The sequence below is a fragment of the Pseudomonas marincola genome (assembly GCF_900116605.1).
Lineage (GTDB): Bacteria > Pseudomonadota > Gammaproteobacteria > Pseudomonadales > Pseudomonadaceae > Aquipseudomonas > Aquipseudomonas marincola.
The window spans coordinates 205,028-228,023 of record NZ_FPBC01000008.1 but is presented as its reverse complement, the minus strand read 5'-3'; the positions used below and the strand labels follow the sequence as shown (position 1 = coordinate 228,023).

The window sequence follows — 22,996 nt, the reverse complement described above, 5'->3', positions numbered from 1 at the left end:
GGACGAGGTATGTATGTTGCGCGCACAGCGCTACCCCTTGCGTCGATGGATTTGGCGGGCGTTTGTTCAGAGCGCTTTGATTCCGCTGATTCTGGTCGAGTTCGTACTTGTTACGGTTTTTCTGGTCGGTAACGAGGCGATCCGTGAGGCGCAGGTTGGTCACCTGCAAGAAAACGCATTGGCCACGCTTTCGGCAGCGGCCACGCGTGAAAGTGATGTGATTGATATTCACCTGCAAGCTGTTAGTCAGCAGGCCAAGATATTCGCTGATGCAACGGCGCGAGCGCTTGCCAACAAGGCGTACACGCCGGATGCCGTTGAGCAGGGTCGTCATGCGTTGTCAGACGACGGCGTGTTCTACAGCCGCAGTGACGATGGCCGTGCGGCGTCCTTCTATTCCAGTGCAACGCCAGTTGCCAAACAAGACCATGCCAAGGCGCTGCGCCTGTCTCAACTGGACCCGTTGATGCGCTCCATGCATGAGAACGACTCGAGTGTCGCTGCGTTGTATTTCAATACTTGGGACAGCTACAACCGCATCTATCCTTACTTCGATGTATTGCAGCGCTACCCGGCAGACATGTTCATCCCCAGGTACAACTTCTATTACCGTGCCGATGCCACGCACAACCCTTCACGCCGCGTGGTGTGGACCGATGTGTATGTTGACCCTGCCGGGTTAGGCTGGATTATGTCGGCGGTTGCTCCGGTTTATCAGGGGGATTTTCTTGAGGGCGTTGTTGGCCTTGATGTGACCATCAACATGGTGCTCGACCAGATCAATAATTTGCAGGTGCCTTGGCAGGGGTACGCGGTGTTGCTTAATAAAGATAACAACATCATGGCGCTGCCGCCGCCGGGTGAGCGTGACTTTGGTCTGCGCGAACTTACCGACTATTCCTATGCCGAAGCGATTCGTCGTGAAGTGCTTAAGCCCGAAGATTTTAATCTGGCATCGCGTGCGGATATGCAGCCGTTGATTGCCGCCATAGCTGCAGATCGGCCCAAAGTCATGGAGTTGGAGTTGGGCGGTCGCAAGCAGTTAGTGGTCTGGAGTGAGATTGAGCAGACCGGCTGGCGGCTGTTATTGGTGGTTGATGAAGAAAAAATACTCAACGAAACCAATATGCTGGCGGCGAAGTACGACAAGATTGGCTACTGGTTAATCGGTGGGCTGGTGCTGTTTTATCTGCTGTTTATTCTGTGGATGTGGCTGCGCTCCAGGCATTTGGGGCGGGAGTTGATTCAAGGTGTTGGCGGGATTGTGGTGCGCATGCGCCAGCTGGGTCAGGGCCAGTATCAGACCGTGGGTGACAGCAGCAGAATTGAAGAATTGGCTGCAATCGAGGCTGCAGTCACTCAAGCGGGTGAACAATTACAGGCGAGTGAGATACAGCGCCTCGATGCGGAAAAGCTGCTGCGGGTGGTGGTTGAAAGTACCACTGAAAGTATGTGGCTGATTGAGGCCGACTTGCTGATGATTTCGGTGAGTGAGCGTTTCTGCAAGCGCTTCAGTCTGGCAGATAAGCGCATGACGATGGCTGAATTCAATGAGCGCGTTCACCCGAATGATTTGGAGCGGGTGCGCCATTTACGCGAGCAGTTTGCCGCCAGCGGCGAGGATCACTACGAGGCTGAGTATCGCTTTGCCGATGCCAATATGCATTACGTCTGGTTGCTCAGCCGAGGCCGCGTACTTGAGCGTGATGAGGCAGGCAAACCATTGCGTGTGGCGGGCACGCACGTTGATATCAGCGGGCTCAAGGAAACCCAGGAAGCGCTGCGCCTCTCCAGTTTGCAGGCGCAGGATGCCAGCCAGTCGAAGAGCCGTTTTTTGTCGAGCATGAGCCACGAACTGCGCACGCCGTTGAATGCGATTCAAGGTTTTGCGCAACTGATCGAGGTCGATGCACAAGAACGTGAAAACGCGCAGCAAGAAGCTGATTATGCGCGGGAAATCATCAATGCGAGCCGTCATCTTGCCGCTTTGGTGGATGACGTACTGGATCTATCGAGCATTGAAAATCGCCCTCAGCAATTGCAGATGCAGCCGGTAAAAATTGCCGGAGTGCTGCACGGTTGCGCCGAACTGATTTTGCCAGAGCTGCAACAGCGTGGTCTGCGCATTGATGTGCAAGTGCCTGCAGACTCAGCGTTGTGTGTGCAAGCGGATGCCCGGCGTTTGCGTCAGGTACTGCTGAACTTGCTATCCAACGCAATGAAGTACAGCCGTGAAAGCGGTTTGATCACGCTGGGTTATGAGATGCGTTCAGACTGCGTCCGGCTCTGGGTCGAGGACGACGGAGTGGGGCTGAGCGAGGAGCAACAACAGCAGTTGTTTCAGCCGTTTCAGCGTTTGGGACGCGAAAGCTCAACGATTCCCGGCACCGGTATTGGCCTGGTCTTGAGCAGAGAGTTGGCGCAGTTGATGGGCGGCGAGATTGGCTTTCGCAGTGAAGAGGGGCAGGGTAGTTGTTTCTGGGTGGACCTGCAGAGCGCTTTGCCTGAGTGAGGCGGTGAAGGCGTCGGGCGCACTATTGACCTGCGCCCGACGTGTCCTTTTACTCGTTGGCGTCAAGCAGCGCTTGGGCTTTAGCGAGCGTTTCCATCGACTTGGCATGATCCCCCGCCTTGTGTAGCTCCTCACCTTCGGCACGCAGTTTTTTCACTTCGGCTAAAACAGTTGGGTCGCTCGGTGGGTTGCTGGCAAGCTCGGCATCGATCTTAGCCATATCAGCAGGGCAGTGGTTGGCCCAGGCTGAAGTGCTTAGCAGGGCGGCAGTAAGCAATAGTGCAAATCTACGCATGATAGCTCTCCTGTGGACGGACATCGCTGAGTATAGAGCGCTGTTAAAAACGCTCATGTCCGTTGGTCAGCACAGATTGGGATGGCGGTGAGTGGTATTAGCCCACCGCCATTCGCTCAGGCTCTTGCGCGGGTTACGCGGTCTACCAGATACACCAGGCTGTGGTAATCGATACCGGCGTGGTGGCTCAGGCCGATTTCACAGGTGCGGCTGGTGGAGATGCCTTCATCGCAAATCTGCACTGCACTTTTCAGGCTGCGCAGTGCGTGAGCATTCAGTTCCGGTGTGGTGAAGCCTTTGTCACCGGCAAAGCCGCAGCAATGAATGCCTTCCGGGATGACCACCTGCTCGCTGCAGCGCTTGGCAATGTCAATCAGGCCTTGAGCTTCGCCCAGGTGTTGGGTGCTGCACGTTACGTGAATCGCCACCGGCTCTGCTTGCGGGGTGAACTCCAGGCGGTCGAGCATGTGCTCACGAATGAACTTCACCGGGTCGTGCAGTTTAAGGCGTTCATCAAGGCCATCTTGCAGCAAACGCAGGGTGCAGGGGCTGGTGTCGCAATAAATCGGATCAAGCCCACCGCGGCTGGCTTCGAGCAAGGCATCTATCAGTTCGCTGCGCTTGCGATCGGCTTGCTCTGCATAGCCTTTCGAGGCGAATGGCTGGCCGCAGCAGAGGCTGCCTTGTTCCGCCGGGAATACCACCTGAAAACCTGATTTCTCGAGCAAAGCGCGGGTTTTATCAATCAGCGGGACTTGTTCGCGGTCGCTGAATGCCGGGCCCATCGCGCGTGAAACACAGGCAGTGAGGTAGACCACGCGAGGTCGCGAATCAGTCACTTGCTGGGTGTTCAGGCGAATTGGACGAGCCGCTTGTGGCATGGCCGGTGTCCATTGCGGCAGTCGGTTGGCGCTGATTTTTGTGAGGTTGTGGCTCAGGCTTGCAAGGTTCTTCGGGCCGAGTAGCTGGCGCGCCATGTTGGCGGCCATCAGGGTGAAACGTGTGCCTTTGATCGCGCCGTCGAAATGCTTGGCCAGCCAGTTGGCAGTGCCAGTGTTGTTGGCATCGCGAGCGCGTAATTTACGCACCAAGTCGCCAGTGTTGATGCCTACCGGGCAACGCTGGGCGCAAAGGCCAGTCGCCGCGCAGGTGTCGACGCCTTGGTACTGATAGTCACGCTCGAGCGTTGTGGTGTCGATGCCGGCGCGCTTTTTGGCCTGAATGTCGCGCCAGATAACGATGCGCTGGCGCGGGCTTAATGTCAGTTCGCGCGACGGGCATACCGGTTCGCAAAAGCCGCACTCGATGCATTTGTCGACGATCTCATCGGCGGCGGGCAGCGGCTTGAGGTTTTTTAGGTGAATGTGCGGATCGTTGGACAACACCACATCCGGATTCAGAATGCCTTGCGGGTCGAGCAGGCGCTTGATCTGCCACATAAGCTGATGGGCATCTTTGCCCCACTCAAGCTCAACGAACGGCGCCATGTTGCGGCCGGTGCCGTGCTCAGCCTTGAGTGAGCCGCCAAATTCGACTGCGACCAGTTGCGCGACATCCTGCATGAAGGCTTCGTAGCGGGCGACTTGCTCGGGCGAGTCGAAGCCCTGAGTGAACACAAAGTGCAGGTTGCCTTCCAAGGCGTGGCCGAAAATGATGGCTTCGTCGTATTGATGCTTGTCGAACAGTTGCAGCAGGCGGTTAACCCCTTCAGCCAGTTGTTCAACGGGGAAGGTGACATCTTCAATAATGACCGTGGTGCCGGTTTCGCGCACGGCGCCAACGGCCGGGAAGGTGTCTTTGCGAATACGCCACAGCTGGTTGTACACCACCGGGTCTTCGCTGAAATCGACCTGTTTCTCAACCGGGAAACTGCTGAGCGAGGCCATTACCTGAGTCAGTTGCTCATGCAGCAAACTCTGGCTGGCGGCGCGCGATTCAATCAGCAAGGCGCAGGCGTTATCGGACAGGTTTTTGACCCAGTCCGGCATGCCGGCTTTGTTTTCGACTGAGCGCAGGCTGCGGCGGTCCAGCAGTTCCACCGCTGAAACCGGCTGGGCTTTGAGTACGGTAACGGCGCGGCAGCAGTTCTCAACATCGGGGAATACCACCAAGGCGCTGGCCTTGTGTGGGTGATCGGGCACGGTGTTGTAGGTCACCGAGCTGATGAAGCCCAGGGTGCCTTCGGAGCCGACCATCAAGTGGCTGAGAATTTCCAGCGGCTGGTCGAAATCGACCAGCGCGTTAAGCGATAAACCCGTGGTGTTCTTCAGGCGGTATTTGTGGCGAATCTTGCTCGCTAATTCACTGTTGTTACGAGTGGCGCGGGCAAGTTCCGCAAGTTGCTCAAGCAGCGCGGCGTGGCTCTGTTCAAAGGCGGCAACACTGGCGCTGTCTTCGGTGTCGAGGACGCTGCCATCGGCGAGCACGATACGGATGCCCGCCAACGTGTTGTAGCTGTTTTGCGCGGTGCCGCAGCACATGCCGCTGGCATTGTTGGCGACGATACCGCCAATTTTGCAGGCGTTGATCGAAGCAGGGTCTGGGCCAATCTTGCGCTGGAACGGCAGCAGCACGGCGTTGGCATTGGCGCCGATTACGCCCGGTTGCAGACGGATCTGCGCGCCTTGCTGGAGGATCTCGCGGCCATTCCAATTGTCGCCCAGCACGATCAGCACTGAATCGCTGAGTGCCTGACCGGACAAACTGGTGCCGGCAGCACGGAACGTCACCGAAACACTCTGCGCTGCTGCCAACTTCAATACCGCGACAACTTCCGCTTCGGATTCGACGCGAATCACCAGCTTGGGAATCAGCCGGTAGAAGCTTGCATCGGTGCCGAATGCCAGTGTCGACAATGGGTCGTCAAAACGTCGTTCACGGGGAATCAGGCGTTCAACTTCGCTGAGAAATACGGCAGGCAGACCCATGTGTGCTCCAGTGTTGCAATTATTGCCGGCCGCAACAGCGGCCGTATCCAGTGGCTCAATGCAGCGTGTGTTTAGCGGCCCAGTTCGCGAACCAGCGATTCCGCGCTGATTTCGCTGATCGACTTGGCGCCGGTGAGCACCATGGCCACGCGCATTTCTTTCTCGAACAAGTCGAGCAGATTGCTCACGCCTGCTTCACCGGCAGCGGCGAGTGCGTAAAGGAAGGCGCGGCCGAGCATCACGGTGTCGGCGCCCAGCGCGATCATGCGGACCACATCGAGGCCGCTGCGGATACCCGAGTCGGCGAGAATCTTCAGGTCGCCCTTTACTGCGTCGGCAATGGCCGGCATGGCGCGGGCGCTGGACAGAACGCCGTCGAGCTGACGCCCGCCGTGGTTGGAGACGACAATGCCGTCGGCGCCGAACTTGACTGCGTCTTTGGCATCTTCGGGGTCGAGAATGCCTTTGATGATCATCGGGCCGTCCCAGAAATCACGGATCCACTCCAGGTCTTTCCAGGAGATCGACGGGTCGAAGTTATTGGCCAGCCAGCCAATGTAATCCGCCAGACCGGTCGGGTTGCCGCGATAGGTCGAGATGTTGCCCAGGTCGTGCGGGCGGCCCATCAAACCAACATCGAAGGCCCACTGCGGATGCGTCATGGCTTGCAGCATACGGCGCATGGCAGCATTCGGGCCGCTCATGCCGGAGTGGGCGTCACGGTAGCGAGCGCCTGGCGTTGGCATGTCCACGGTGAAAACCAGTGTGGTCACGCCAGCGGTCTTGGCGCGCTCAAGTGCGTTCTTCATGAAGCCGCGATCTTTGAGAACGTACAACTGGAACCACATCGGGCGATTGATTGCCGGGGCAACTTCTTCAATCGGGCACACCGAAACGGTCGACAGGGTGAACGGGATACCTTTGGCGGCAGCTGCGCGCGCGGCCTGTACTTCACCGCGACGGGCGAACATGCCCGTGAGGCCAACCGGTGCCAACGCTACCGGCATCGACAAGGTTTCGTTGAACAGTTGGGTTTCGAGGTTCAGCTCGCTCATGTTGCGCAACACGCGCTGGCGCAGAGCAATTTCCGAGAGGTCGGAGACGTTATGGCGCAGGGTGTGTTCGGCGTAAGCGCCGCCATCGGCGTAGTGAAACAGGAACGGTGGCAGCTTGCTTTTTGCGGCGGCGCGGTAATCGGTCGAGGCAGAAATGATCATAGATGAACAACCTGTAATTTAATCAACGAATGGCCGGGCAAGGGGGCAATTGGATGTGCCGGTTGCCAAGGCCGGGCGCATTATTGTGCGCCGTAATTGACTAAGCCCCGCCTCGAAAGGCGGGGCTGGTTTATCAGTTTACTGGGCGAGCATTAACGGGTCGGTAATGCCCAGGCCATAGACGGCAAACAGGGCAATCAGGCCGGTAAACAGAACGTAGTACAGCGTAGGCCAGATTGTCTTGCGCAATGTAGTGCCTTCGCGACCGAGCAGGCCGACTGTGGCAGAGGCGGCGACCACGTTGTGAATCGCGACCATGTTGCCAGCCGCTGCGCCGATGGCTTGTACCGCGACAATCAGTGCGCCGGACATGCCGAGCGTATGCGCCACGCCAAACTGGAACTGACTGAACATCATGTTGCTGACAGTGTTGGAGCCGGCGATGAATGCGCCGAGTGCACCGATGCTTGGCGCCAGCAGCGGATAGATGCCGCCAACGCTGTCCGCGACCCAGCGAGCCATGACAATTGGCATGCTGGCGATGTCGGCGCTGTTAACGCCCGAGTTGATCAGAATACGCACCATCGGCACGGTGAACAGCAGAACGAAACCCGCGCTGAGCAGAACACTGCTCGACTCTTTAACGGCTGCAGTCAGTTCACGAACACGCATGCCGTGCAGGAAGAAGGTGGCGATAACCACTGCAACCAGAATACCGCCTGGCAGATACAACGGCTGGAAGTTGGCGCTGACGCCTGCTTCGCCCATCAAGTCCGGGAAGTTGATGACCACAGCTTTGAGTGCGGCGGAGACTTCCGGGAATACGCGGCTGATGACCAACAGGGCGCCCACCAGTACGTAAGGCAGCCAAGCGCGCAGCGAACTCATAGGCTTTTGCGTGAGTTCTTCGAGCTTCATTTCAACGGTGCCGATCCACTCTGCTGGCCAGTCTTTAGCCGGTGCAAAATCCCACGAGGTTTTCGGTACCAGGAAGCCGAAACGGGCAGCGGTGGTGACAATCGCCAGGCCTGTAAGGCCGCCAATCAGTGACGGGAACTCAGGGCCGAGGAACACGCCGGTGAGGGCGTAAGGAATGGTAAATGCCAGGCCGGCGAAAATGGCGAACGGCATGACTGCGAGGCCTGCCTTCCAGCTTTTCTCCTGACCGAAGAAGCGCGTCAGCATCATGGCCATGAACAGCGGCATAACAGTGCCGACAATGGCGTGGATGATGGCAACTTCACTGGTAATCAGTTGCAGGAACTGAGCCCATGATGAGCCGTGTTCAGCCAACTGTGCGCCAATGGCGTTGCTGTCGAGGCCGGTGCTGACGCCGACGATGATTGGCGTGCCAACCGCGCCGAACGACACCGGTGTGCTCTGGACCAGCATGCCCATGAGGACGGCGGCCATGGCAGGGAAGCCGATAGCGACGAGCAGCGGCGCAGCAATTGCAGCCGGTGTGCCGAAGCCAGAGGCGCCCTCAATGAAGCAACCAAACAGCCAGGCAATGATGATCGCCTGAATGCGGCGGTCCGGGCTGATGGTGGCGAAGCCTGCGCGAATAGCAGTGATGCCGCCGGAGTGTTTGAGGGTGTTGAGTAGCAGGATTGCGCCGAAGATGATCCACAGCAAACCGAGGGTAATCAGCAGGCCCTGAATGGTTGAGGCCAATACGCGATTGAACGTCATGTCCCATGCAAACAAGCCAACGGCGGCAGTCAGCAGGTAAACCAGCGGCATGGCGCGTTTTGCCGGCCAGCGCAGGCCGATCAGCAGAATCGCGGCCAGCAGAATCGGCGAGAAGGCGAGAAGTGCGAGTAAGCCGTTATTCATTGGTCTGGCTCCCTGCGCAGGCGAACTGACTGGATATATTCCGAGTGTTGGCAGGGAAGGTTGGCATTGGCGACATCGATAACCTCGTGGCGTATTTTGAAATTATTATTAGTTAGTGCTTGAATTGGTCAGACCAATTTACAAATTGATGGGCTCAGAGTAAAAGGCCGGTGCGGTCAAAGTCAATTTATGTCTCTACAACTTTGGTCTCAGAGCGCTATCTTGTGCAGTGTCTGCAGGCTCTATAGGCTTCGTGCAGGACATCCCGAGGCCGCGCAGTGCGGCGCCTCGGGGTGGTAAAACCAATAAGGTGATGGAAATGGACGTAGGGCAGGTACAGCAGCGACGTTTGTCGGATGGCATTGTCGAGCAGATCGAAACCATGGTGCTTGAAGGTACGTTGAAGGCGGGCGAGCGCTTGCCGGCTGAGCGTGTGCTTGCTGAGCGTTTTGGTGTGTCGCGCCCTTCGTTGCGTGAAGCGATTCAGAAATTGGTCGCCCGGGGATTGTTGGTGAGCCGCCAGGGCGGTGGCAATTATGTGTCGCAAACCTTGGGCTCGACTTTCAGTGATCCGCTGCTGCACCTGCTGGAAAACAACCCAAGCGCCCAGCGCGACTTGCTTGAATTTCGTCATACGCTGGAGGGCTCTTGTGCGTTTTATGCGGCTCAGCGCGCCACCAGTATTGATCGCGTGCGGCTGACAGCAGCTTTCGACGCGTTGCAGGAGTGCTACAGCCGTGCGGGTAAGGCGACTCGCGCAGAAGAGGGCGCCGCCGATGCCAACTTCCATCTGGCAATTGCCGAGGCCAGCCACAATGCCGTGTTGCTGCATACCATTCGCGGCTTGTTTGATCTGCTCCGGCGCAATGTGGTGACCAACATTGGCGGCATGTATGCGCAGCGTGACGAGACCCGTGACATGCTGATTGCCCAGCACCGCGCGTTATACGAGGCCATCATGCAAGGCCATGCCGAGCAGGCGCGCACGTTGTCCAATCAGCATATTGATTACGTGCAAGAAGTCTTGTCCGACGTGCAGCAGCAGGCCCAACGAGTCGCCCGCGCCCAGCGCCGCTCAACGCATGGCGGTTAATTATTGACGTTGGCGTGATCCGAATTGGGTATGGCCGATTATTTGCCGCCGTCCGAAATCGTCATGACGGATTGCCCCGTTCGGGGCTATCCATCCTCCGGTGATTGATCGTTATGACTCAACACCCCACGGAGGATGGATCAACCGCAGGTTAATCCGTCATGGCGTAATTGCGGGTGTACGCGGTTGCGGTTGTTTGGCGGTTGCGGATTATTGACACGACCCATAAACGGATTGCGCGTCGATGCGCGAATTCGGCGTGGCGGATTATTTGCCGTCATCCGAAATCGTCATGACGGATTGCCCCGTTCGGGGCTATCCATCCTCCGGTGAATGATCGTTATGACTCGAAACCCCACGGAGGATGGATCAACCGCAGGTTAATCCGTCATGGCGTAATTACGGATGTACGCGGTTGCGGTTGTTTGGCGGTTGCGGATTCTTGAAACGACCCATAAACGGATTGCGCATAGATGCGCGAATTCGGTGTGGCGGATTATTTATCGAGGTCTGAAATTGTCACGACGGATTATTTGCCGTCACCCGAAATCGTCATGACGGATTGCCCCGGTGCGGGGCTATCCATCCTCCGGTGAATGATCGTTATGACTTAACACCCCGCGGAGGATGGATAAACCGCAGGTTAATCCGTCATGGCGCAATTGCGGGTGTACGCGGTTGCGGTTGTTTGGCGGTTGCGGATTCTTGAAACGACCCATAAACGGATTGCGCGTCGATGCGCGAAATTGTCGTGGCGGATTATTTGTCGAGGTCTGAAATGGTCATGACCGATTATGTGCCGCCATCCGAAATGGTCATGACGGATTGCCCCGTTCGGGGCTATCCATCCTCCGGTGGTTGGTCATCATGATTCAATCGGAATTGATCATAATGATCCAACGCGCACCCTTGGCGAGGTGGCGATTCCGCAGGAGGGGCGGGCGCAGGCTACGCCGTCTGGGCAGGCGGGTGATTAATCGCCTTTGCCCTTGGTGCGCATGGCGCGCTGGACTTCGCGGTCGGCGTCACGTTCTTTCTCGGTGTGGCGCTTGTCGAAGTCTTTCTTACCCTTCACCAAGGCGATGGTGCATTTGACCAAGTGGGCTTTCCACTGGATCGACAATGCCACGCAGGTGTAGCCCTTCTGATTGACCGCGCCGAACAATTTCTCCAGCTCGCGCTTGTTCAAAAGCAGCTTGCGGGTACGGATCGGGTCAGCGATCACGTGGGTGCTCGCCGTTTTCAGGGGGGTAATGTGGCAGCCCATCAGCCAGGCTTCGTCGTTCTTGAGCAGCACGTAGCTGTCAACCAACTGAGCCTTGCCGGCGCGCATGCTTTTCACTTCCCAGCCAGCCAGAACCAGACCGGCCTCGAACTTGGTTTCGATGAAATAGTCATGCAGCGCCTTTTTATTCAGCGCGATGGTGCCTTCTTGATGTTTCTTTTGTTTAGCCATAGGCGGCGCATTATAAGGAGTCGCCAGCATCTGCGCTACGGACTCAAGCAGGCAAAGTGTGTGATTGATGATTGCAATCGCTCTCGACCACCCGCAATCGTGGTTGGGCACGGGCAGAATAGCGGTTGCTACGCGCTGCAAGTGGCCGGGCAGTGAGGGTCGTCAATTAACTACTATAAGAGTTGATGCAGTTTGCAGCGTGCATGTGTGGGCTTTGTACGGGCCGGCCAACCTACAATGGCTGGCGTCGGACTTTTCGGGATTCGTCCAAGCTTGAGCCGCGTGGGCGAATCCCCGACAATGCGCGCACTTTTTCTCACCCAATCAGGCTGGCGGTACATGGCAACAGACAAAGTTTCGATACATGGCGCATGGGTCAGCCGCTGGGTGTTTATCCTTGCCGCAACGGGCTCCGCTGTGGGCTTGGGCAATATCTGGAAGTTCCCGTACATGACCGGCATGTATGGCGGCGGCGCTTTCGTGGCGATGTATCTGGTGTGCATCGCCCTGATTGGAGTGCCGATCATGCTTGCTGAAACCCTGATCGGGCGTCGCGGACGGCAGAGTCCGGTGAACTCGATGAAGGCGCTGGCGGCAGAGTCGGGCGGCTCCAGGCTGTGGCCACTTGCCGCCGTCATCGGCATGGTGGCGGCGTTGTTGATCCTGTCGTTTTACAGTGTTGTGGCGGGCTGGTCGCTCGATTACATCATCGGCATGGGCCGTGGTGATTTCAGTGGTATCAGCCCGCAAGGGGCGGGCGAGGCCTTTGGTGGGCTGACCTCGGACCCCTGGCGCCTGACGCTTTGGCACACCCTGTTTATGGTCTTCACCGGTTTTGTGATCGCCAAGGGCGTGGTTGCGGGGCTTGAGCGCAGCCTGCGGATCATGATGCCAATGTTGTTTGTGTTGTTGCTGATGCTGCTGGGCTACAGCCTGACCACCGGTCACTTCATGGATGGCGTGCGCTTCTTGTTCCACTTCGATTCGAGCAAGGTGCAGGAAGGCATTTTGGCAGCGATGGGCCATGCATTCTTCACGCTGAGTGTGGGTGTGGGCTCGATCATGGTTTACGGCTCTTACATGCCGAAGAAGTCATCAATCGGCGCCACCGTGCTTACCGTCGGCTTGTTGGATACGGTTGTGGCGCTGACGGCCGGGCTCGCGTTGTTCCCGATTGTGTTCGCGGCCGGGCTGGAGCCCAGCGGTGGACCGGGTCTGATGTTCGTGACCTTGCCGATTGCCTTCGGCAACATTGCCTTTGGCCAGATCGCCGGTCTGGTGTTCTTTGTGCTCGTGGCGCTGGCCGCCTGGAGTTCGTCGATCTCCATGCTGGAACCTGCGGTTGCCTACTTTGTTGAGCGATCAGGTCGCAGCCGCGCAGTTGTCACCTCGACGCTGGCATTCTTTTGCTGGTTGGTCGGCATGGGCACTGTGCTGTCGTTCAATGTTGGTGCCGATGCCAAGTTCTTCGTGTTTGCCAACGATGGCTTCCATCTGTTTCAGTGGGGCGCTGAGGGCGGCAAGAACTTCTTTGAAGGCATTGATTATTTGACCAGCCGCCTGCTGTTGCCGCTCGGCGGGTTATCCTTTGCGCTGTTTGCCGGCTGGGTCATGACCCGTGAGGCGGTGCGTGACGAGTTGTCGATCAGCAGCCCTGTGCTGTTCAATGTTGCGTTGTGGCTGATTCGTGTCGTTGCACCGATTGGCGTTTTGATTGTCTTCGTTGCCGAGCTGACGAAGTGAAACCGATGAACCTGTGGAGTGAATACCCCGGCTTATGACTACTCATATTCAGCGTTCGGCGCTGCTGCCCTATACCGCTCAGGCGCTATACGATCTGGTCAATGATGTGGCTCAGTATCCGGAATTCCTGCCCTGGTGCGCCTCAAGTCAGGTGCTTGAGGTCAGTGACGAACACATGCGTGCGAGCCTGGATATCGCCAAGGGTGGCCTGAGTTCACGCTTCGTTACGCGCAATACGCTGGTGCCGGGCAAGTCGATTGAACTGAACCTGGATGAAGGCCCGTTCACCAAGTTGCACGGGCGCTGGGAGTTCAAGGCGCTCGGGGACAAGGCCTGTAAAATCAGCCTCGACATGCAGTTTGATTATGCCGGCTCGCTGGTTCGGGCAACCCTTGGGCCTTTGTTCAATCAGGCGGCAAATACCCTGGTCGATGCCTTCTGTCAGCGCGCCAAGGATCTCTATGGATAAGCAAACCATCGTGGTTGAGGTTGTCTATGCACTGGCGCACAAGCAAAAGCTTTTGCGGATCAATGTGCCGCAAGGCACAACCATGCGTGAGGCGGTGCTGAAGTCCGGTATGCAGGAGCATTTCCCCGGATTGGATTTGGCGGAGAGCCCGCTGGGTATATTCGGCAAGGCCGTGCCCAAGCCCGATGAGCGGATTATGCAAGAGGGTGAGCGGATCGAAATTTACCGGCCGCTGATTGCCGATCCCAAGGAAGTGCGCAAGCAGCGTGCGGCCAAGGCAGCAGAGGCGGCTAAGGCTAGAAGTGCTGAGGGCGATTCGTAGGTCGACTGTTGCTGCTGCGATGGCGTGAACTGTTTTGTTTCGCGCCCTGTAGATATCAAAAAGCCCGGCATGCCGGGCTTTTTGTTGCTGAGCGCTAACCTGTGCAGGTTAGGGTGCAGTCTCCAGCGGGGCTGGTGTCGGCACCGGTGCTGTTTCAGCGTCGTCGATTTCTTGCTGAATAGTGTCGAGCAGCGAGCCGGGCTCTGCAGGCTCTTCTTCAACAGGTTCAACAGGTGCCGGTGCGACCGGAGTATTCTCCACGGGTTCAGTGGTCGGTGCCACCTCGGTCGTGGTGGTCGCAGGCGTATTGCCCATGATCTCTTGCTCGCGGCTCATACCCGGCATGAAGTCGCCAGAAAGACCTACCAGTTGGTCGCTTTCATTGAAGGTAATGCTCACGCGCTCCTGCGTACGCTGGCGGCCGCCTGGCTGCATGCTGTACAGGTAGTCCCAGCGATTAGCATGGAACGTGTCGGTAATCAGGGGGTTACCCATGATAAACCGCACTTGTTTGCGGGTCATTCCAGGGCGTAACTGGTCTATCATGTCTTGTGTGACGACATTGCCCTGTTGAATGTCGATTTTATAAACCCCGGGGTATGAACAACCGGCGATCGCGAAGAGCCCCGTCAGGGTGAGGCTTGTCATCAGGAGCTTGGTTTTTTGCATCGGTGGGTGACTTCCACTATCTTGGCTGGGCAATATAAACCCAGATCATACCCGTAATAAGGGAAGCTGCGAAACCGCTTCCACGAGAAAGCAGACCATGGTTGAAAATAACGAGTTAAGAAAGGTAGGCCTGAAAGTGACCCTGCCACGGGTCAAGATCTTGCAGATGCTGGATTCTGCGGGTCAACGGCACATGAGCGCAGAGGATGTTTACAAGTCTCTGATGGAGGCAGGAGAAGATGTTGGCCTGGCCACCGTATACCGTGTACTGACTCAATTTGAGGCTGCCGGCTTGGTCGTGCGGCATAATTTTGATGGCGGCCACGCTGTATTCGAACTGGCTGATGGTGGTCATCACGATCATATGGTCTGCGTCGAAACCGGTGAGGTTATCGAATTCATGGATGCACAGATCGAAAAGCGCCAAAAGGAAATCGTTGCCGAGCACGGCTTCGAGTTGGTGGATCACAACCTCGTGTTGTACGTGCGCAAGAAGAGTTGATACCGCGCTGCATTGCAGCGTAGTGATGAAAAGCCGATCAGCTAATCCTGATCGGCTTTTTTTGTGCCGGCTTACGGGGCGGGGTTGGGTTGGGCGGTGTGAATCGCCTGAATGCCTTCCATGACTTCGCTGCTCAATGTCAGCTCGCTGCTGGCCAGGTTGCTCTCAAGCTGCTCCATCGTGGTCGCGCCAATGATGTTGCTGGTGACGAATGGTCGTGCGGTCACAAAAGCCAGGGCCATTTGAGCCGGATCGAGCCCATGCTCTTTGGCCAGTGCTACGTAGCGTGAGCAGGCTGCAACGGCTTGCGGGTTGCTGTAGCGCGCGAAGCGACTGAATAGTGTCAGGCGGGCATCGGCCGGACGTGCGCTGTTTTCGTATTTGCCGCTGAGCATGCCAAAAGCCAGAGGCGAGTAAGCCAGCAGGCCGCATTGTTCGCGAATGGCCACCTCCGCCAGGCCAATTTCGAAGGTGCGGTTAAGCAGGCTGTACGGGTTCTGGATGGACACGCAGCGCGGCAGGTTGCGGCTTTCTGCTAGCTTGAGAAACTCCATGGTGCCCCACGGGGTTTCGTTGGACAGGCCAACATGACGAATCTTGCCGGCCCTGACCTGTTCGGCGAGCGCATCCAGGGTTTCTTCGAAGGCGGTGAACTGGCTTTCCTGATGCTTGTAGTCGAGCTGGCCGAAGAAATTGGTCGGGCGCTCTGGCCAGTGCAGCTGGTACAGGTCAATCCAGTCGGTTTGCAGGCGCTTGAGGCTGGCGTCTACGGCTTCGCGAATGTGTTGACGGTTGTGTTTGAGCTGGCCGTCGCGAATATAATCGATGCCATTGCCGGGGCCGGCGATCTTGCTGGCCAGTACCCAGTCGGTGCGGTCGCCGCGTTGCTTAAAATACTCGCCAATGATTTGTTCGGTCTTGGTGTAAGTCTCGACGCGAGGCGGGACCGGATACATTTCGGCGGTGTCGATGAAATTAACGCCGTATTCCTTGGCCCGGTCAATCTGGGCAATGCCTTCGCTTTGGCTGTTTTGTTCGCCCCAGGTCATGGTGCCGAGGCAGAGGGCGCTAACTGTGATGTCGGTTTTACCTAGCTGACGAAATTGCATGATTGGCCCTTATTTGAGAAACAACTATAGAATCAGGTTGATAAAATTTTCGCAATCTGCATAATTGCGCAGCTCTTTCTGCAGTGGAAGTGATGCGCCGCCTGCCGAAAACATCTTGCCGTTTATCAGACGTGCTGACCCGAGCCCCCGATAGCGTCTGTATCCGGCTGCCTTTGACCTTGTCAAAGTACGCACTATTCAGTAAGATCCGCCGTCTTATTTATCAGGGCGGCCCCTGAGGCTATAAAGAATGAAGACTTTTACTGCTAAACCAGAAACAGTTAAGCGCGACTGGTTCGTCGTCGACGCTGCTGGTCAGACCCTGGGTCGTCTGGCTACCGAAATCGCTACTCGTCTGCGTGGCAAGCACAAGCCTGAGTACACTCCGCACGTAGATACTGGCGATTATATCGTTGTTATCAATGCTGAGCAGGTACGTGTTACCGGTGCCAAGACTACCGATAAGATGTATTACTCTCACTCCGGTTTTCCGGGCGGCATCAAGTCGATCAACTTCGAAAAGCTGATCGCCAAGGCGCCAGAGCGCGTGATCGAGACCGCGGTTAAAGGCATGCTGCCTAAGAACCCGCTGGGTCGCGACATGTACCGTAAGCTGAAAGTCTATGCGGGCGCTGCTCACCCTCATACTGCTCAGCAGCCCCAAGAACTGAAGATTTAACGGAATAGTTCATTATGTCGGCGACTCAAAATTACGGCACTGGCCGTCGCAAGACTGCAACCGCACGCGTTTTCCTGCGTCCGGGTAACGGCAGCATCTCTATCAACAATCGTACGCTGGATACTTTCTTCGGTCGCGAAACTGCCCGCATGGTAGTTCGTCAGCCGCTGGAACTGACCGAGCTGACCGAAAAGTTTGACGTTTTCGTTACCGTTGTTGGCGGTGGTGTGAGCGGTCAAGCTGGCGCAATCCGCCACGGTATCACTCGTGCGTTGATGGATTATGACGAGACTCTGCGTCCGGCTCTGCGTAAAGCAGGCTACGTGACTCGCGATGCTCGTGAAGTTGAACGTAAGAAAGTTGGTCTGCGTAAAGCGCGTAAGCGTCCGCAGTACTCGAAGCGTTAATTCGCTTCCTGCGTTCAAGAAAACGCCCAGTTTCCATTTCGGAGCTGGGCGTTTTTTATGGGTGCTAGACTACTGTGCGACAACGTGCCGCATCCTTACCAGCAGCGCGCTGCGAGGGAGTGCGCTGCACTTGGTTAGGTAATTGCCTTGTCAGTAAAGGGGCTTTTCTTTACCATTTGGCGAATTTTTTGCGCTACAAAATTTTATTTAAGTATAGGCCTGAACCACAGGCCACAAAGCTGATGGGAGACGACTGAATGAGCAATGACGGCGTGAATGCAGGCCGGCGTCGCTTCTTGGTAGCAGCCACCTCTGTGGTGGGCGCTGCAGGAGCGGTGGGTGCCGCGGTCCCGTTCGTGGGGTCATGGTTCCCGAGTGCCAAGGCTAAAGCAGCCGGTGCGCCTGTGAAGGTGAACGTGAGCAAGGTCGAGCCAGGCCAGCAGATGATTGCCGAATGGCGGGGGCAGCCGGTATTTATCGTGCGCCGTACCGAGGAAATTCTCGGTAACCTCGGCAAGATCCACGACCGTATGGCCGATCCGGAGTCAAAAGCTTCGGTCCAGCCGACCTACGTAGATCCGGTTACTCGTTCGATCAAACCAGAAGTGCTGCTGCTTATCGGCATCTGTACTCACCTGGGTTGCTCACCTACGTTCCGTCCAGAAGTCGCTCCGGCAGATTTGGGTCCTGAGTGGGTGGGGGGCTACTTCTGCCCATGCCACGGCTCGCGTTATGACATGGCAGGGCGCGTATACAAATCGCAGCCAGCGCCGCTGAATCTGCCAGTGCCGCCGCACTCGTATGAGACGGATGAGATTATCGTCGTCGGCGTGGACCAGGAGAAAGCCTGATGAGCAAGTTCATGGAATGGGTTGACGCCCGCTTTCCCGCCACAAAAATGTGGGAAGACCATCTAAGCAAGTATTACGCACCGAAGAACTTCAACTTCTTCTACTTCTTTGGCTCGCTGGCGCTGCTGGTTCTGGTTAACCAGATCCTCACCGGCATCTGGCTGACCATGAGCTACACGCCGTCGGCTGAAGAAGCATTTGCTTCGGTCGAATACATCATGCGTGATGTGGAATACGGCTGGATTCTGCGTCTGCTGCACTCGACGGGTGCTTCGGCATTCTTCATCGTGGTTTACATGCATATGTTCCGTGGCTTGCTCTACGGCTCGTATCAGAAGCCGCGTGAGCTGGTCTGGGTGTTCGGCATGCTGATCTACCTGGCGCTGATGGCTGAGGCCTTCATGGGCTACCTGCTGCCTTGGGGCCAGATGTCTTACTGGGGTGCACAGGTAATTATTTCGCTGTTCGGTGCCATTCCGGTTATCGGCGATGACCTGACTCAGTGGATTCGTGGTGACTACCTGATTTCGGGGATCACGCTGAACCGCTTCTTTGCTCTGCACGTTGTGGCGCTGCCAATCGTAATTCTCGGTCTGGTTGTGCTGCACATTCTGGCACTGCACGAAGTGGGTTCGAACAACCCGGACGGCGTCGACATCAAGAAGAAAAAGGACGAGAACGGCATTCCGCTCGACGGCATCGCGTTCCACCCTTACTACACCGTTAAAGACATCGTTGGCGTTGTGGTCTTCCTGTTCATCTTCTGCTCGATCGTGTTCTTCTTCCCGGAAATGGGCGGATACTTCCTCGAGAAGCCGAACTTCGAAGTGGCCAACGCATTCAAGACGCCTGAGCACATTGCGCCGGTTTGGTACTTCACACCGTTCTACGCAATCCTGCGTGCGATTCCAGACAAGCTTCTGGGTGTAATCGCCATGGGTGCTGCGATTGCCGTGCTGTTCGTGTTGCCTTGGCTTGACCGTAGCCCGGTTAAATCCATGCGCTACAAGGGTTGGATGAGCAAGATCTGGTTGCTGGTCTTCTGCGTATCCTTCGTGATCCTTGGTGTGCTGGGTGTATTGGCGCCAACTCCAGGCCGTACCTTGCTCTCGCAAGTGTGCACGTTCCTGTATTTCGCGTACTTCATCCTGATGCCTTTCTACACCAGGATGGAAAAAACCAAACCGGTTCCGGAAAGGGTGACTGGCTGATGAAAAAGCTATTTGCAGCAATGATTGTGGCGTGTCTGCCAGCTCTCGCCTTCGCTAGCGCTGAAGGTGTGCATCTCGACAAGGTTGATATCGACCTGACTGATAAAGCAGCCATGCAGGACGGCGCGCGTACGTTCGCCAACTACTGCATGGGTTGCCACGGTGCCAAATTCCAACGTTATGAGCGTGTAGCTGATGACATTGGTGTGCCGCACGACGTAATGCTCGAGAACATCGTATTCACCGGTGCCAAAATCGGTGATCACATGCAGAACAGCATGCGCTCTGAAGACGCCAAGGCCTGGTTCGGTGCAGCGCCACCTGATCTGACTCTGGTTGCTCGTGTTCGTGGTAACGATTGGTTGTACACCTACCTGCGTAGCTTCTACGAAGACCCGGCACGCCCAATGGGTGTGAACAACAAGGTTTTCCACAACGTCGGTATGCCTAACGTTCTGGTCGGCCTGCAAGGTCGTCAGTACATCGGTTGCAAGCAGGTTCAGGTCGTAGAAGACGGCAAGAAGCAGTATGACCCGCTGACCGGTACGCCAATTACTCACGAAGGTTGTGATGAGTTGGTCGTCGAGCCGAAAACTGGCGAACTGAGCGAGGCCGAGTTTGACGAGAAGATCAAGAATCTGGTGACCTTCCTGGCTTACTCAGCTAACCCGGTAAAACTGGAAAGCCAGCGTATCGGTACTTACGTTCTGCTGTTCCTGGCTTTCTTCTTCGTATTCGCCTATCTGCTCAAGCGTGAATACTGGAAGGACGTGCATTAATCTGCCGTCGCTCTGTTGTTGACCTGCGCGCCCACCTGGGCGCGCAGGTTTTTCTGCTTCAAATAACCATATAAGCGAGGAGGATCGCCATGGGCGTGACCAACCGGTTGGCCTGTTATTCCGACCCCGCCGACCACTACTCCCACCGCGTACGCATTGTGCTCGCCGAGAAGGGTGTCAGCGCCGAGATCATCACAGTTGAGCCGGGTCGTTACCCGCCGAAACTGCTTGAGGTCAATCCATACGCAAGCCTGCCTACTCTGGTCGACCGCGATCTGGCTCTGTACGAGTCAACCGTAGTGATGGAGTATCTGGATGAGCGTTACCCGCATCCGCCACTGTTGCCGGTTTATCCGGTTGCACGGGCAAATAGCCGTTTGCTGGTTCACCGTATACAACGCGATTGGTGTGCGTTGGTCGATCTGATTCTCGATCCGCGCAGCAAAGAACCCGCACGTGTTCAGGCGCGCAAGGAATTGCGTGAGAGCCTGACCGGGGTATCCCCACTTTTTGTCGACAAGCCATACTTCCTCAGTGAAGAAATGAGCCTGGTCGATTGCTGCCTGTTGCCGATTCTGTGGCGTTTACCGGTGCTCGGCATTGAGTTGCCAAAGCCGGCCAAGCCATTGCTCGACTACATGGAGCGTCAGTTTGCTCGCGAAGCGTTTCAGGCCAGCTTGTCTGGTGTTGAGCGCGATATGCGCTAATGCAGGAGGTCTCGATGAATTCAAGTCGCCCTTATCTGGTTCGTGCTCTTTACGAATGGATTGTCGATAACGGCTGTACCCCGCATTTGCTGGTGAATGCTGAATACCCGAACGTGAGCGTGCCGGCAGGTTTTGCCAACGACGGTCAGATCGTTCTCAATGTATCTCCCTCTGCCGTGCGTCATTTGCAGATGGATAACGAGGCCATCAGCTTCGAAGGTCGCTTTGGTGGCACGCCGCATAGCCTCTACGTTCCAGGTGCGGCCGTATTGGCCATTTACGCGCGTGAGAACGGTCAGGGCATGGTCTTCGATTTGGAGCCGCCTGTAGGCGAGGACGTTGAAGGCGAGGGGCCGGATGATCAGGGTCCACCGGATAGCGATCCACCACGACCAACCGGGCGCCCAAGCCTCAAGGTTGTGAAGTAATTTAAAAAGGCGATCAGACGATCGCCTTTTTAATGCCCGCAAAATGACGTTGATTCATCACGCTCAACCGCCGGAGGATGGATAGCCCCGAACCGGGGCAATCCGTCATGACTATTTCGGCTGACGGCAGATAATCCGCCGCGACGGATTCGGGCGTCGCTGCACAGTTCGCTTATGGATTGCCTGAATCATCCAAAGCCGCCAAACAACCGAACCGCGTACACCCGCAATTGAGCCATGACGGATTAACCTGCGGTTTATCCATCCTCCGAGGCGTGATTATCGCTCGCCGGAGGATGGATAGCCCCGCGCCGGGGCAATCCGTCATGACCATTTCGGATAATGGCAGTTAATCCGCTGCGAGGAATTAGAGCGTCGATGTGCAGCCATTTATGGATTGCATCAGGAATCCGAAAGCGCTAAACAACCAACGGCGGTGTGTACCCGCAGGTACGCCATGACGGATTAACCTTCGGTTTATCCATCCTCCAGGGCTTTTCTTTCGCCCATAAAGAATGGCGATCATTCGATCGCCATTCTTTATCAAGCAACTGTGCAATCAGTCGGTGTACTGGAACAGTTTGATGATTTTCTGCACGCCGCCTACACCCTGAACCACGTTGGTGGCTTGGTTGGCTTCGGCGTGTGTCACAAGGCCCAACATGTAGACGATACCGTTTTCGGTGATCACCTTGATGTTGGTGCTCGGCACGCTGGTGTCAGCCAGCATCGCGGTTTTGATTTGTGCGGTCAGCAAGGAGTCGTTGCTACGTGCGAGCAGTGTGGTTGGCGGCAGAACCTGCAGCTCGTTGTAGACCTTTTTAACGCCTTGCACGCTGTTTACGGCGCGTTCAGCCAGCGCTTTGAGGTCGGCGCGAGGGGTTTGCCCGGTCAGCAGGACCACACCGTTGTAGCTGCTCAGCACGATGTGTGAGGTCGGACTACTCAGGTCGGCGCTGGCTTTCTGTACGCTTGAGCGCAGTTCCGGGTCGAGCAGCTTGTCGTCCAGCGAGTTGCCGATGCTGCGGTTGGTGCAGCCGGATACGGCGATGGCCAGTAGCAGGCCGGCGATGACTAGGGGTGAACGCTTCATTCTTCGCTCCCGAATAGTTGGCTGTCGATAAGGTCGCACAGGCAGTGAATGCTCAACAGATGAACTTCCTGAATGCGCGCAGTAGATTTTGCCGGCACACGGATTTCGACGTCTTCCGGCAGTAGCAGTGAGGCCATGCCGCCGCCATCGCGCCCGGTCAGGGCGACTACAGTCATCTCGCGGTCGTGCGCCGCTTGAATGGCCTGGATGATATTGGCTGAGTTGCCGCTGGTCGAGATGGCGAGCAGCACGTCACCGGGTTGGCCGAGTGCGCGAATCTGCTTGGAGAAAATCTCGTTGTAGCTGTAATCGTTGGCGATTGAGGTAATGGTCGAGGTGTCGGTGGTCAGTGCAATGGCCGGCAGACTCGGACGCTCACGCTCGAAGCGGTTGAGCAATTCGGAAGAGAAATGCTGGGCATCGCCGGCTGAGCCGCCGTTACCGCAGGTGAGAATCTTGCCTTCATTAAGCAGCGCCTGAACCATGACCATGCTGGCATGCTCGATATACGGCGCTACAGCGCTCATGGATTGCTGCTTGGTGTCGATGCTGGCTTGAAACAGCTGGCGAATACGGTCTTGCATATCCATCAGAGAAAATACCTTGTGGTGTGCGATTGCGCAGGAGCGGTGAAGGGGCTGCGCACTGTGTGGGCGGCCGCCATCAGCATAATAGATTGGCTTGCGCGGGT

General features: G+C 56.7%; 22 protein-coding genes. 13 read left to right on the top strand and 9 right to left on the bottom strand.

The features are described 5' to 3' along the window. Nucleotides 1-13 precede the first annotated feature (13 nt). A complete protein-coding gene (locus tag BM395_RS14800) occupies nt 14-2,512 on the top strand; it encodes a sensor histidine kinase (protein WP_090513117.1) in 2,499 nt (832 codons plus the stop codon). A gap of 49 nt (nt 2,513-2,561) precedes the next feature. Here BM395_RS14800 and BM395_RS14795 read toward each other — a convergent pair whose 3' ends face one another. The 4 genes from BM395_RS14795 to BM395_RS14780 all read right to left on the bottom strand — a co-directional run bounded on the left by BM395_RS14795 (nt 2,562) and on the right by BM395_RS14780 (nt 8,787). Then, on the bottom strand, nt 2,562-2,807 hold the full coding sequence (locus BM395_RS14795; protein WP_069897903.1) for a hypothetical protein: 246 nt from the start codon (nt 2,805-2,807) through the stop codon (nt 2,562-2,564). Nucleotides 2,808-2,923: 116 nt separating this feature from the next. Next, nucleotides 2,924-5,734 carry an FAD-binding and (Fe-S)-binding domain-containing protein gene (locus BM395_RS14790; RefSeq protein ID WP_090513115.1) on the bottom strand — a complete coding sequence of 937 codons (2,811 nt, stop codon included), beginning with the start codon at nt 5,732-5,734 and terminating at the stop codon, nt 2,924-2,926. Nucleotides 5,735-5,805: 71 nt separating this feature from the next. Next, nucleotides 5,806-6,951 (bottom strand): FMN-dependent L-lactate dehydrogenase LldD, encoded by a 1,146-nt coding sequence (lldD, locus tag BM395_RS14785; protein WP_090513111.1) that lies wholly within the window; start codon nt 6,949-6,951, stop codon nt 5,806-5,808. 138 nt (nt 6,952-7,089) lie between these two features. After that, entirely contained in the window at nt 7,090-8,787 is a 1,698-nt protein-coding gene (locus BM395_RS14780; RefSeq protein WP_090513109.1) for an L-lactate permease, read from the bottom strand. Nucleotides 8,788-9,106: 319 nt separating this feature from the next. Here BM395_RS14780 and BM395_RS14775 point away from each other — a divergent pair, with 319 nt between their 5' ends. Next, nucleotides 9,107-9,880 (top strand): FCD domain-containing protein, encoded by a 774-nt coding sequence (locus BM395_RS14775; protein WP_090513106.1) that lies wholly within the window; start codon nt 9,107-9,109, stop codon nt 9,878-9,880. A gap of 973 nt (nt 9,881-10,853) precedes the next feature. Here the strand turns inward: BM395_RS14775 and smpB are convergent. Further along, a complete protein-coding gene (gene smpB / locus BM395_RS14770; protein WP_069897898.1) occupies nt 10,854-11,336 on the bottom strand; it encodes an SsrA-binding protein SmpB in 483 nt (160 codons plus the stop codon). Nucleotides 11,337-11,675: 339 nt separating this feature from the next. On the opposite strand from smpB, the gene BM395_RS14765 reads away from it, so the two are divergent. The 3 genes from BM395_RS14765 to BM395_RS14755 are packed head-to-tail and all read left to right on the top strand — an operon-like array spanning nt 11,676 to nt 13,870. Next, complete coding sequence (locus tag BM395_RS14765; protein ID WP_090513104.1) at nt 11,676-13,079, top strand: sodium-dependent transporter; 1,404 nt, start codon at nt 11,676-11,678, stop codon at nt 13,077-13,079. 34 nt (nt 13,080-13,113) lie between these two features. After that, nucleotides 13,114-13,548, top strand: coding sequence for a type II toxin-antitoxin system RatA family toxin (locus tag BM395_RS14760; RefSeq protein ID WP_069897896.1), 435 nt, complete (start codon nt 13,114-13,116; stop codon nt 13,546-13,548). After that, the gene (locus BM395_RS14755) at nt 13,541-13,870 is read left to right on the top strand and encodes an RnfH family protein (protein WP_090513102.1); all 330 of its coding nucleotides are present in this window, start codon (nt 13,541-13,543) and stop codon (nt 13,868-13,870) included. Before BM395_RS14760 ends, BM395_RS14755 begins: the two co-directional genes overlap by 8 nt. A 108-nt stretch (nt 13,871-13,978) precedes the next feature. Here BM395_RS14755 and BM395_RS14750 read toward each other — a convergent pair whose 3' ends face one another. Continuing rightward, nucleotides 13,979-14,539 carry an outer membrane protein assembly factor BamE gene (locus tag BM395_RS14750; protein ID WP_090513100.1) on the bottom strand — a complete coding sequence of 187 codons (561 nt, stop codon included), beginning with the start codon at nt 14,537-14,539 and terminating at the stop codon, nt 13,979-13,981. A gap of 97 nt (nt 14,540-14,636) precedes the next feature. On the opposite strand from BM395_RS14750, the gene fur reads away from it, so the two are divergent. Then, a complete protein-coding gene (gene fur / locus BM395_RS14745) occupies nt 14,637-15,041 on the top strand; it encodes a ferric iron uptake transcriptional regulator (protein ID WP_069897893.1) in 405 nt (134 codons plus the stop codon). Nucleotides 15,042-15,112: 71 nt separating this feature from the next. On the opposite strand, the gene BM395_RS14740 is transcribed toward fur, so the two are convergent. Further along, a complete protein-coding gene (locus tag BM395_RS14740; protein ID WP_090513098.1) occupies nt 15,113-16,150 on the bottom strand; it encodes an NADP(H)-dependent aldo-keto reductase in 1,038 nt (345 codons plus the stop codon). Nucleotides 16,151-16,400: 250 nt separating this feature from the next. On the opposite strand from BM395_RS14740, the gene rplM reads away from it, so the two are divergent. From rplM to BM395_RS14705, 7 genes are all read left to right on the top strand, one after another. After that, on the top strand, nt 16,401-16,829 hold the full coding sequence (gene rplM / locus BM395_RS14735; protein ID WP_069897891.1) for a 50S ribosomal protein L13: 429 nt from the start codon (nt 16,401-16,403) through the stop codon (nt 16,827-16,829). 14 nt (nt 16,830-16,843) lie between these two features. Next, a complete protein-coding gene (gene rpsI / locus BM395_RS14730) occupies nt 16,844-17,236 on the top strand; it encodes a 30S ribosomal protein S9 (protein WP_069897890.1) in 393 nt (130 codons plus the stop codon). A 257-nt stretch (nt 17,237-17,493) separates the two neighbouring features. Next, entirely contained in the window at nt 17,494-18,087 is a 594-nt protein-coding gene (gene petA, locus BM395_RS14725) for a ubiquinol-cytochrome c reductase iron-sulfur subunit (RefSeq protein ID WP_090513095.1), read from the top strand. Further along, nucleotides 18,087-19,298, top strand: a complete 1,212-nt coding sequence (locus tag BM395_RS14720; RefSeq protein WP_069897888.1) for a cytochrome b — start codon at nt 18,087-18,089, stop codon at nt 19,296-19,298. Before petA ends, BM395_RS14720 begins: the two co-directional genes overlap by 1 nt. Continuing rightward, nucleotides 19,298-20,077: a cytochrome c1 gene (locus BM395_RS14715; RefSeq protein ID WP_069897887.1), complete on the top strand. Its 780-nt coding sequence runs from the start codon at nt 19,298-19,300 to the stop codon at nt 20,075-20,077. Before BM395_RS14720 ends, BM395_RS14715 begins: the two co-directional genes overlap by 1 nt. 89 nt (nt 20,078-20,166) lie before the next feature. Beyond that, nucleotides 20,167-20,784: a glutathione S-transferase N-terminal domain-containing protein gene (locus tag BM395_RS14710; RefSeq protein ID WP_069897886.1), complete on the top strand. Its 618-nt coding sequence runs from the start codon at nt 20,167-20,169 to the stop codon at nt 20,782-20,784. Nucleotides 20,785-20,798: 14 nt separating this feature from the next. Then, on the top strand, nt 20,799-21,212 hold the full coding sequence (locus tag BM395_RS14705; RefSeq protein ID WP_069897885.1) for a ClpXP protease specificity-enhancing factor: 414 nt from the start codon (nt 20,799-20,801) through the stop codon (nt 21,210-21,212). Nucleotides 21,213-21,771: 559 nt separating this feature from the next. Here BM395_RS14705 and BM395_RS14700 read toward each other — a convergent pair. Both BM395_RS14700 and BM395_RS14695 read right to left on the bottom strand, forming a co-directional pair. After that, nucleotides 21,772-22,305: a BON domain-containing protein gene (locus tag BM395_RS14700; protein ID WP_090513093.1), complete on the bottom strand. Its 534-nt coding sequence runs from the start codon at nt 22,303-22,305 to the stop codon at nt 21,772-21,774. Next, nucleotides 22,302-22,895 (bottom strand): phosphoheptose isomerase, encoded by a 594-nt coding sequence (locus BM395_RS14695; RefSeq protein ID WP_090513091.1) that lies wholly within the window; start codon nt 22,893-22,895, stop codon nt 22,302-22,304. The genes BM395_RS14700 and BM395_RS14695 overlap by 4 nt, the downstream gene beginning before the upstream one ends. Nucleotides 22,896-22,996 lie beyond the last annotated feature (101 nt).

Bases quoted from the DNA above. Each gene is read 5' to 3' on its own strand.
- BM395_RS14800 (WP_090513117.1), top strand. From the start codon at position 14: ATGTTGCGCGCACAGCGCTACCCCTTGCGTCGATGGATTTGGCGGGCG.
- BM395_RS14795 (WP_069897903.1), bottom strand. From the start codon at position 2,807: ATGCGTAGATTTGCACTATTGCTTACTGCCGCCCTGCTAAGCACTTCA.
- BM395_RS14790 (WP_090513115.1), bottom strand. From the start codon at position 5,734: ATGGGTCTGCCTGCCGTATTTCTCAGCGAAGTTGAACGCCTGATTCCC.
- lldD (WP_090513111.1), bottom strand. From the start codon at position 6,951: ATGATCATTTCTGCCTCGACCGATTACCGCGCCGCCGCAAAAAGCAAG.
- BM395_RS14780 (WP_090513109.1), bottom strand. From the start codon at position 8,787: ATGAATAACGGCTTACTCGCACTTCTCGCCTTCTCGCCGATTCTGCTG.
- BM395_RS14775 (WP_090513106.1), top strand. From the start codon at position 9,107: ATGGACGTAGGGCAGGTACAGCAGCGACGTTTGTCGGATGGCATTGTC.
- smpB (WP_069897898.1), bottom strand. From the start codon at position 11,336: ATGGCTAAACAAAAGAAACATCAAGAAGGCACCATCGCGCTGAATAAA.
- BM395_RS14765 (WP_090513104.1), top strand. From the start codon at position 11,676: ATGGCAACAGACAAAGTTTCGATACATGGCGCATGGGTCAGCCGCTGG.
- BM395_RS14760 (WP_069897896.1), top strand. From the start codon at position 13,114: ATGACTACTCATATTCAGCGTTCGGCGCTGCTGCCCTATACCGCTCAG.
- BM395_RS14755 (WP_090513102.1), top strand. From the start codon at position 13,541: ATGGATAAGCAAACCATCGTGGTTGAGGTTGTCTATGCACTGGCGCAC.
- BM395_RS14750 (WP_090513100.1), bottom strand. From the start codon at position 14,539: ATGCAAAAAACCAAGCTCCTGATGACAAGCCTCACCCTGACGGGGCTC.
- fur (WP_069897893.1), top strand. From the start codon at position 14,637: ATGGTTGAAAATAACGAGTTAAGAAAGGTAGGCCTGAAAGTGACCCTG.
- BM395_RS14740 (WP_090513098.1), bottom strand. From the start codon at position 16,150: ATGCAATTTCGTCAGCTAGGTAAAACCGACATCACAGTTAGCGCCCTC.
- rplM (WP_069897891.1), top strand. From the start codon at position 16,401: ATGAAGACTTTTACTGCTAAACCAGAAACAGTTAAGCGCGACTGGTTC.
- rpsI (WP_069897890.1), top strand. From the start codon at position 16,844: ATGTCGGCGACTCAAAATTACGGCACTGGCCGTCGCAAGACTGCAACC.
- petA (WP_090513095.1), top strand. From the start codon at position 17,494: ATGAGCAATGACGGCGTGAATGCAGGCCGGCGTCGCTTCTTGGTAGCA.
- BM395_RS14720 (WP_069897888.1), top strand. From the start codon at position 18,087: ATGAGCAAGTTCATGGAATGGGTTGACGCCCGCTTTCCCGCCACAAAA.
- BM395_RS14715 (WP_069897887.1), top strand. From the start codon at position 19,298: ATGAAAAAGCTATTTGCAGCAATGATTGTGGCGTGTCTGCCAGCTCTC.
- BM395_RS14710 (WP_069897886.1), top strand. From the start codon at position 20,167: ATGGGCGTGACCAACCGGTTGGCCTGTTATTCCGACCCCGCCGACCAC.
- BM395_RS14705 (WP_069897885.1), top strand. From the start codon at position 20,799: ATGAATTCAAGTCGCCCTTATCTGGTTCGTGCTCTTTACGAATGGATT.
- BM395_RS14700 (WP_090513093.1), bottom strand. From the start codon at position 22,305: ATGAAGCGTTCACCCCTAGTCATCGCCGGCCTGCTACTGGCCATCGCC.
- BM395_RS14695 (WP_090513091.1), bottom strand. From the start codon at position 22,895: ATGGATATGCAAGACCGTATTCGCCAGCTGTTTCAAGCCAGCATCGAC.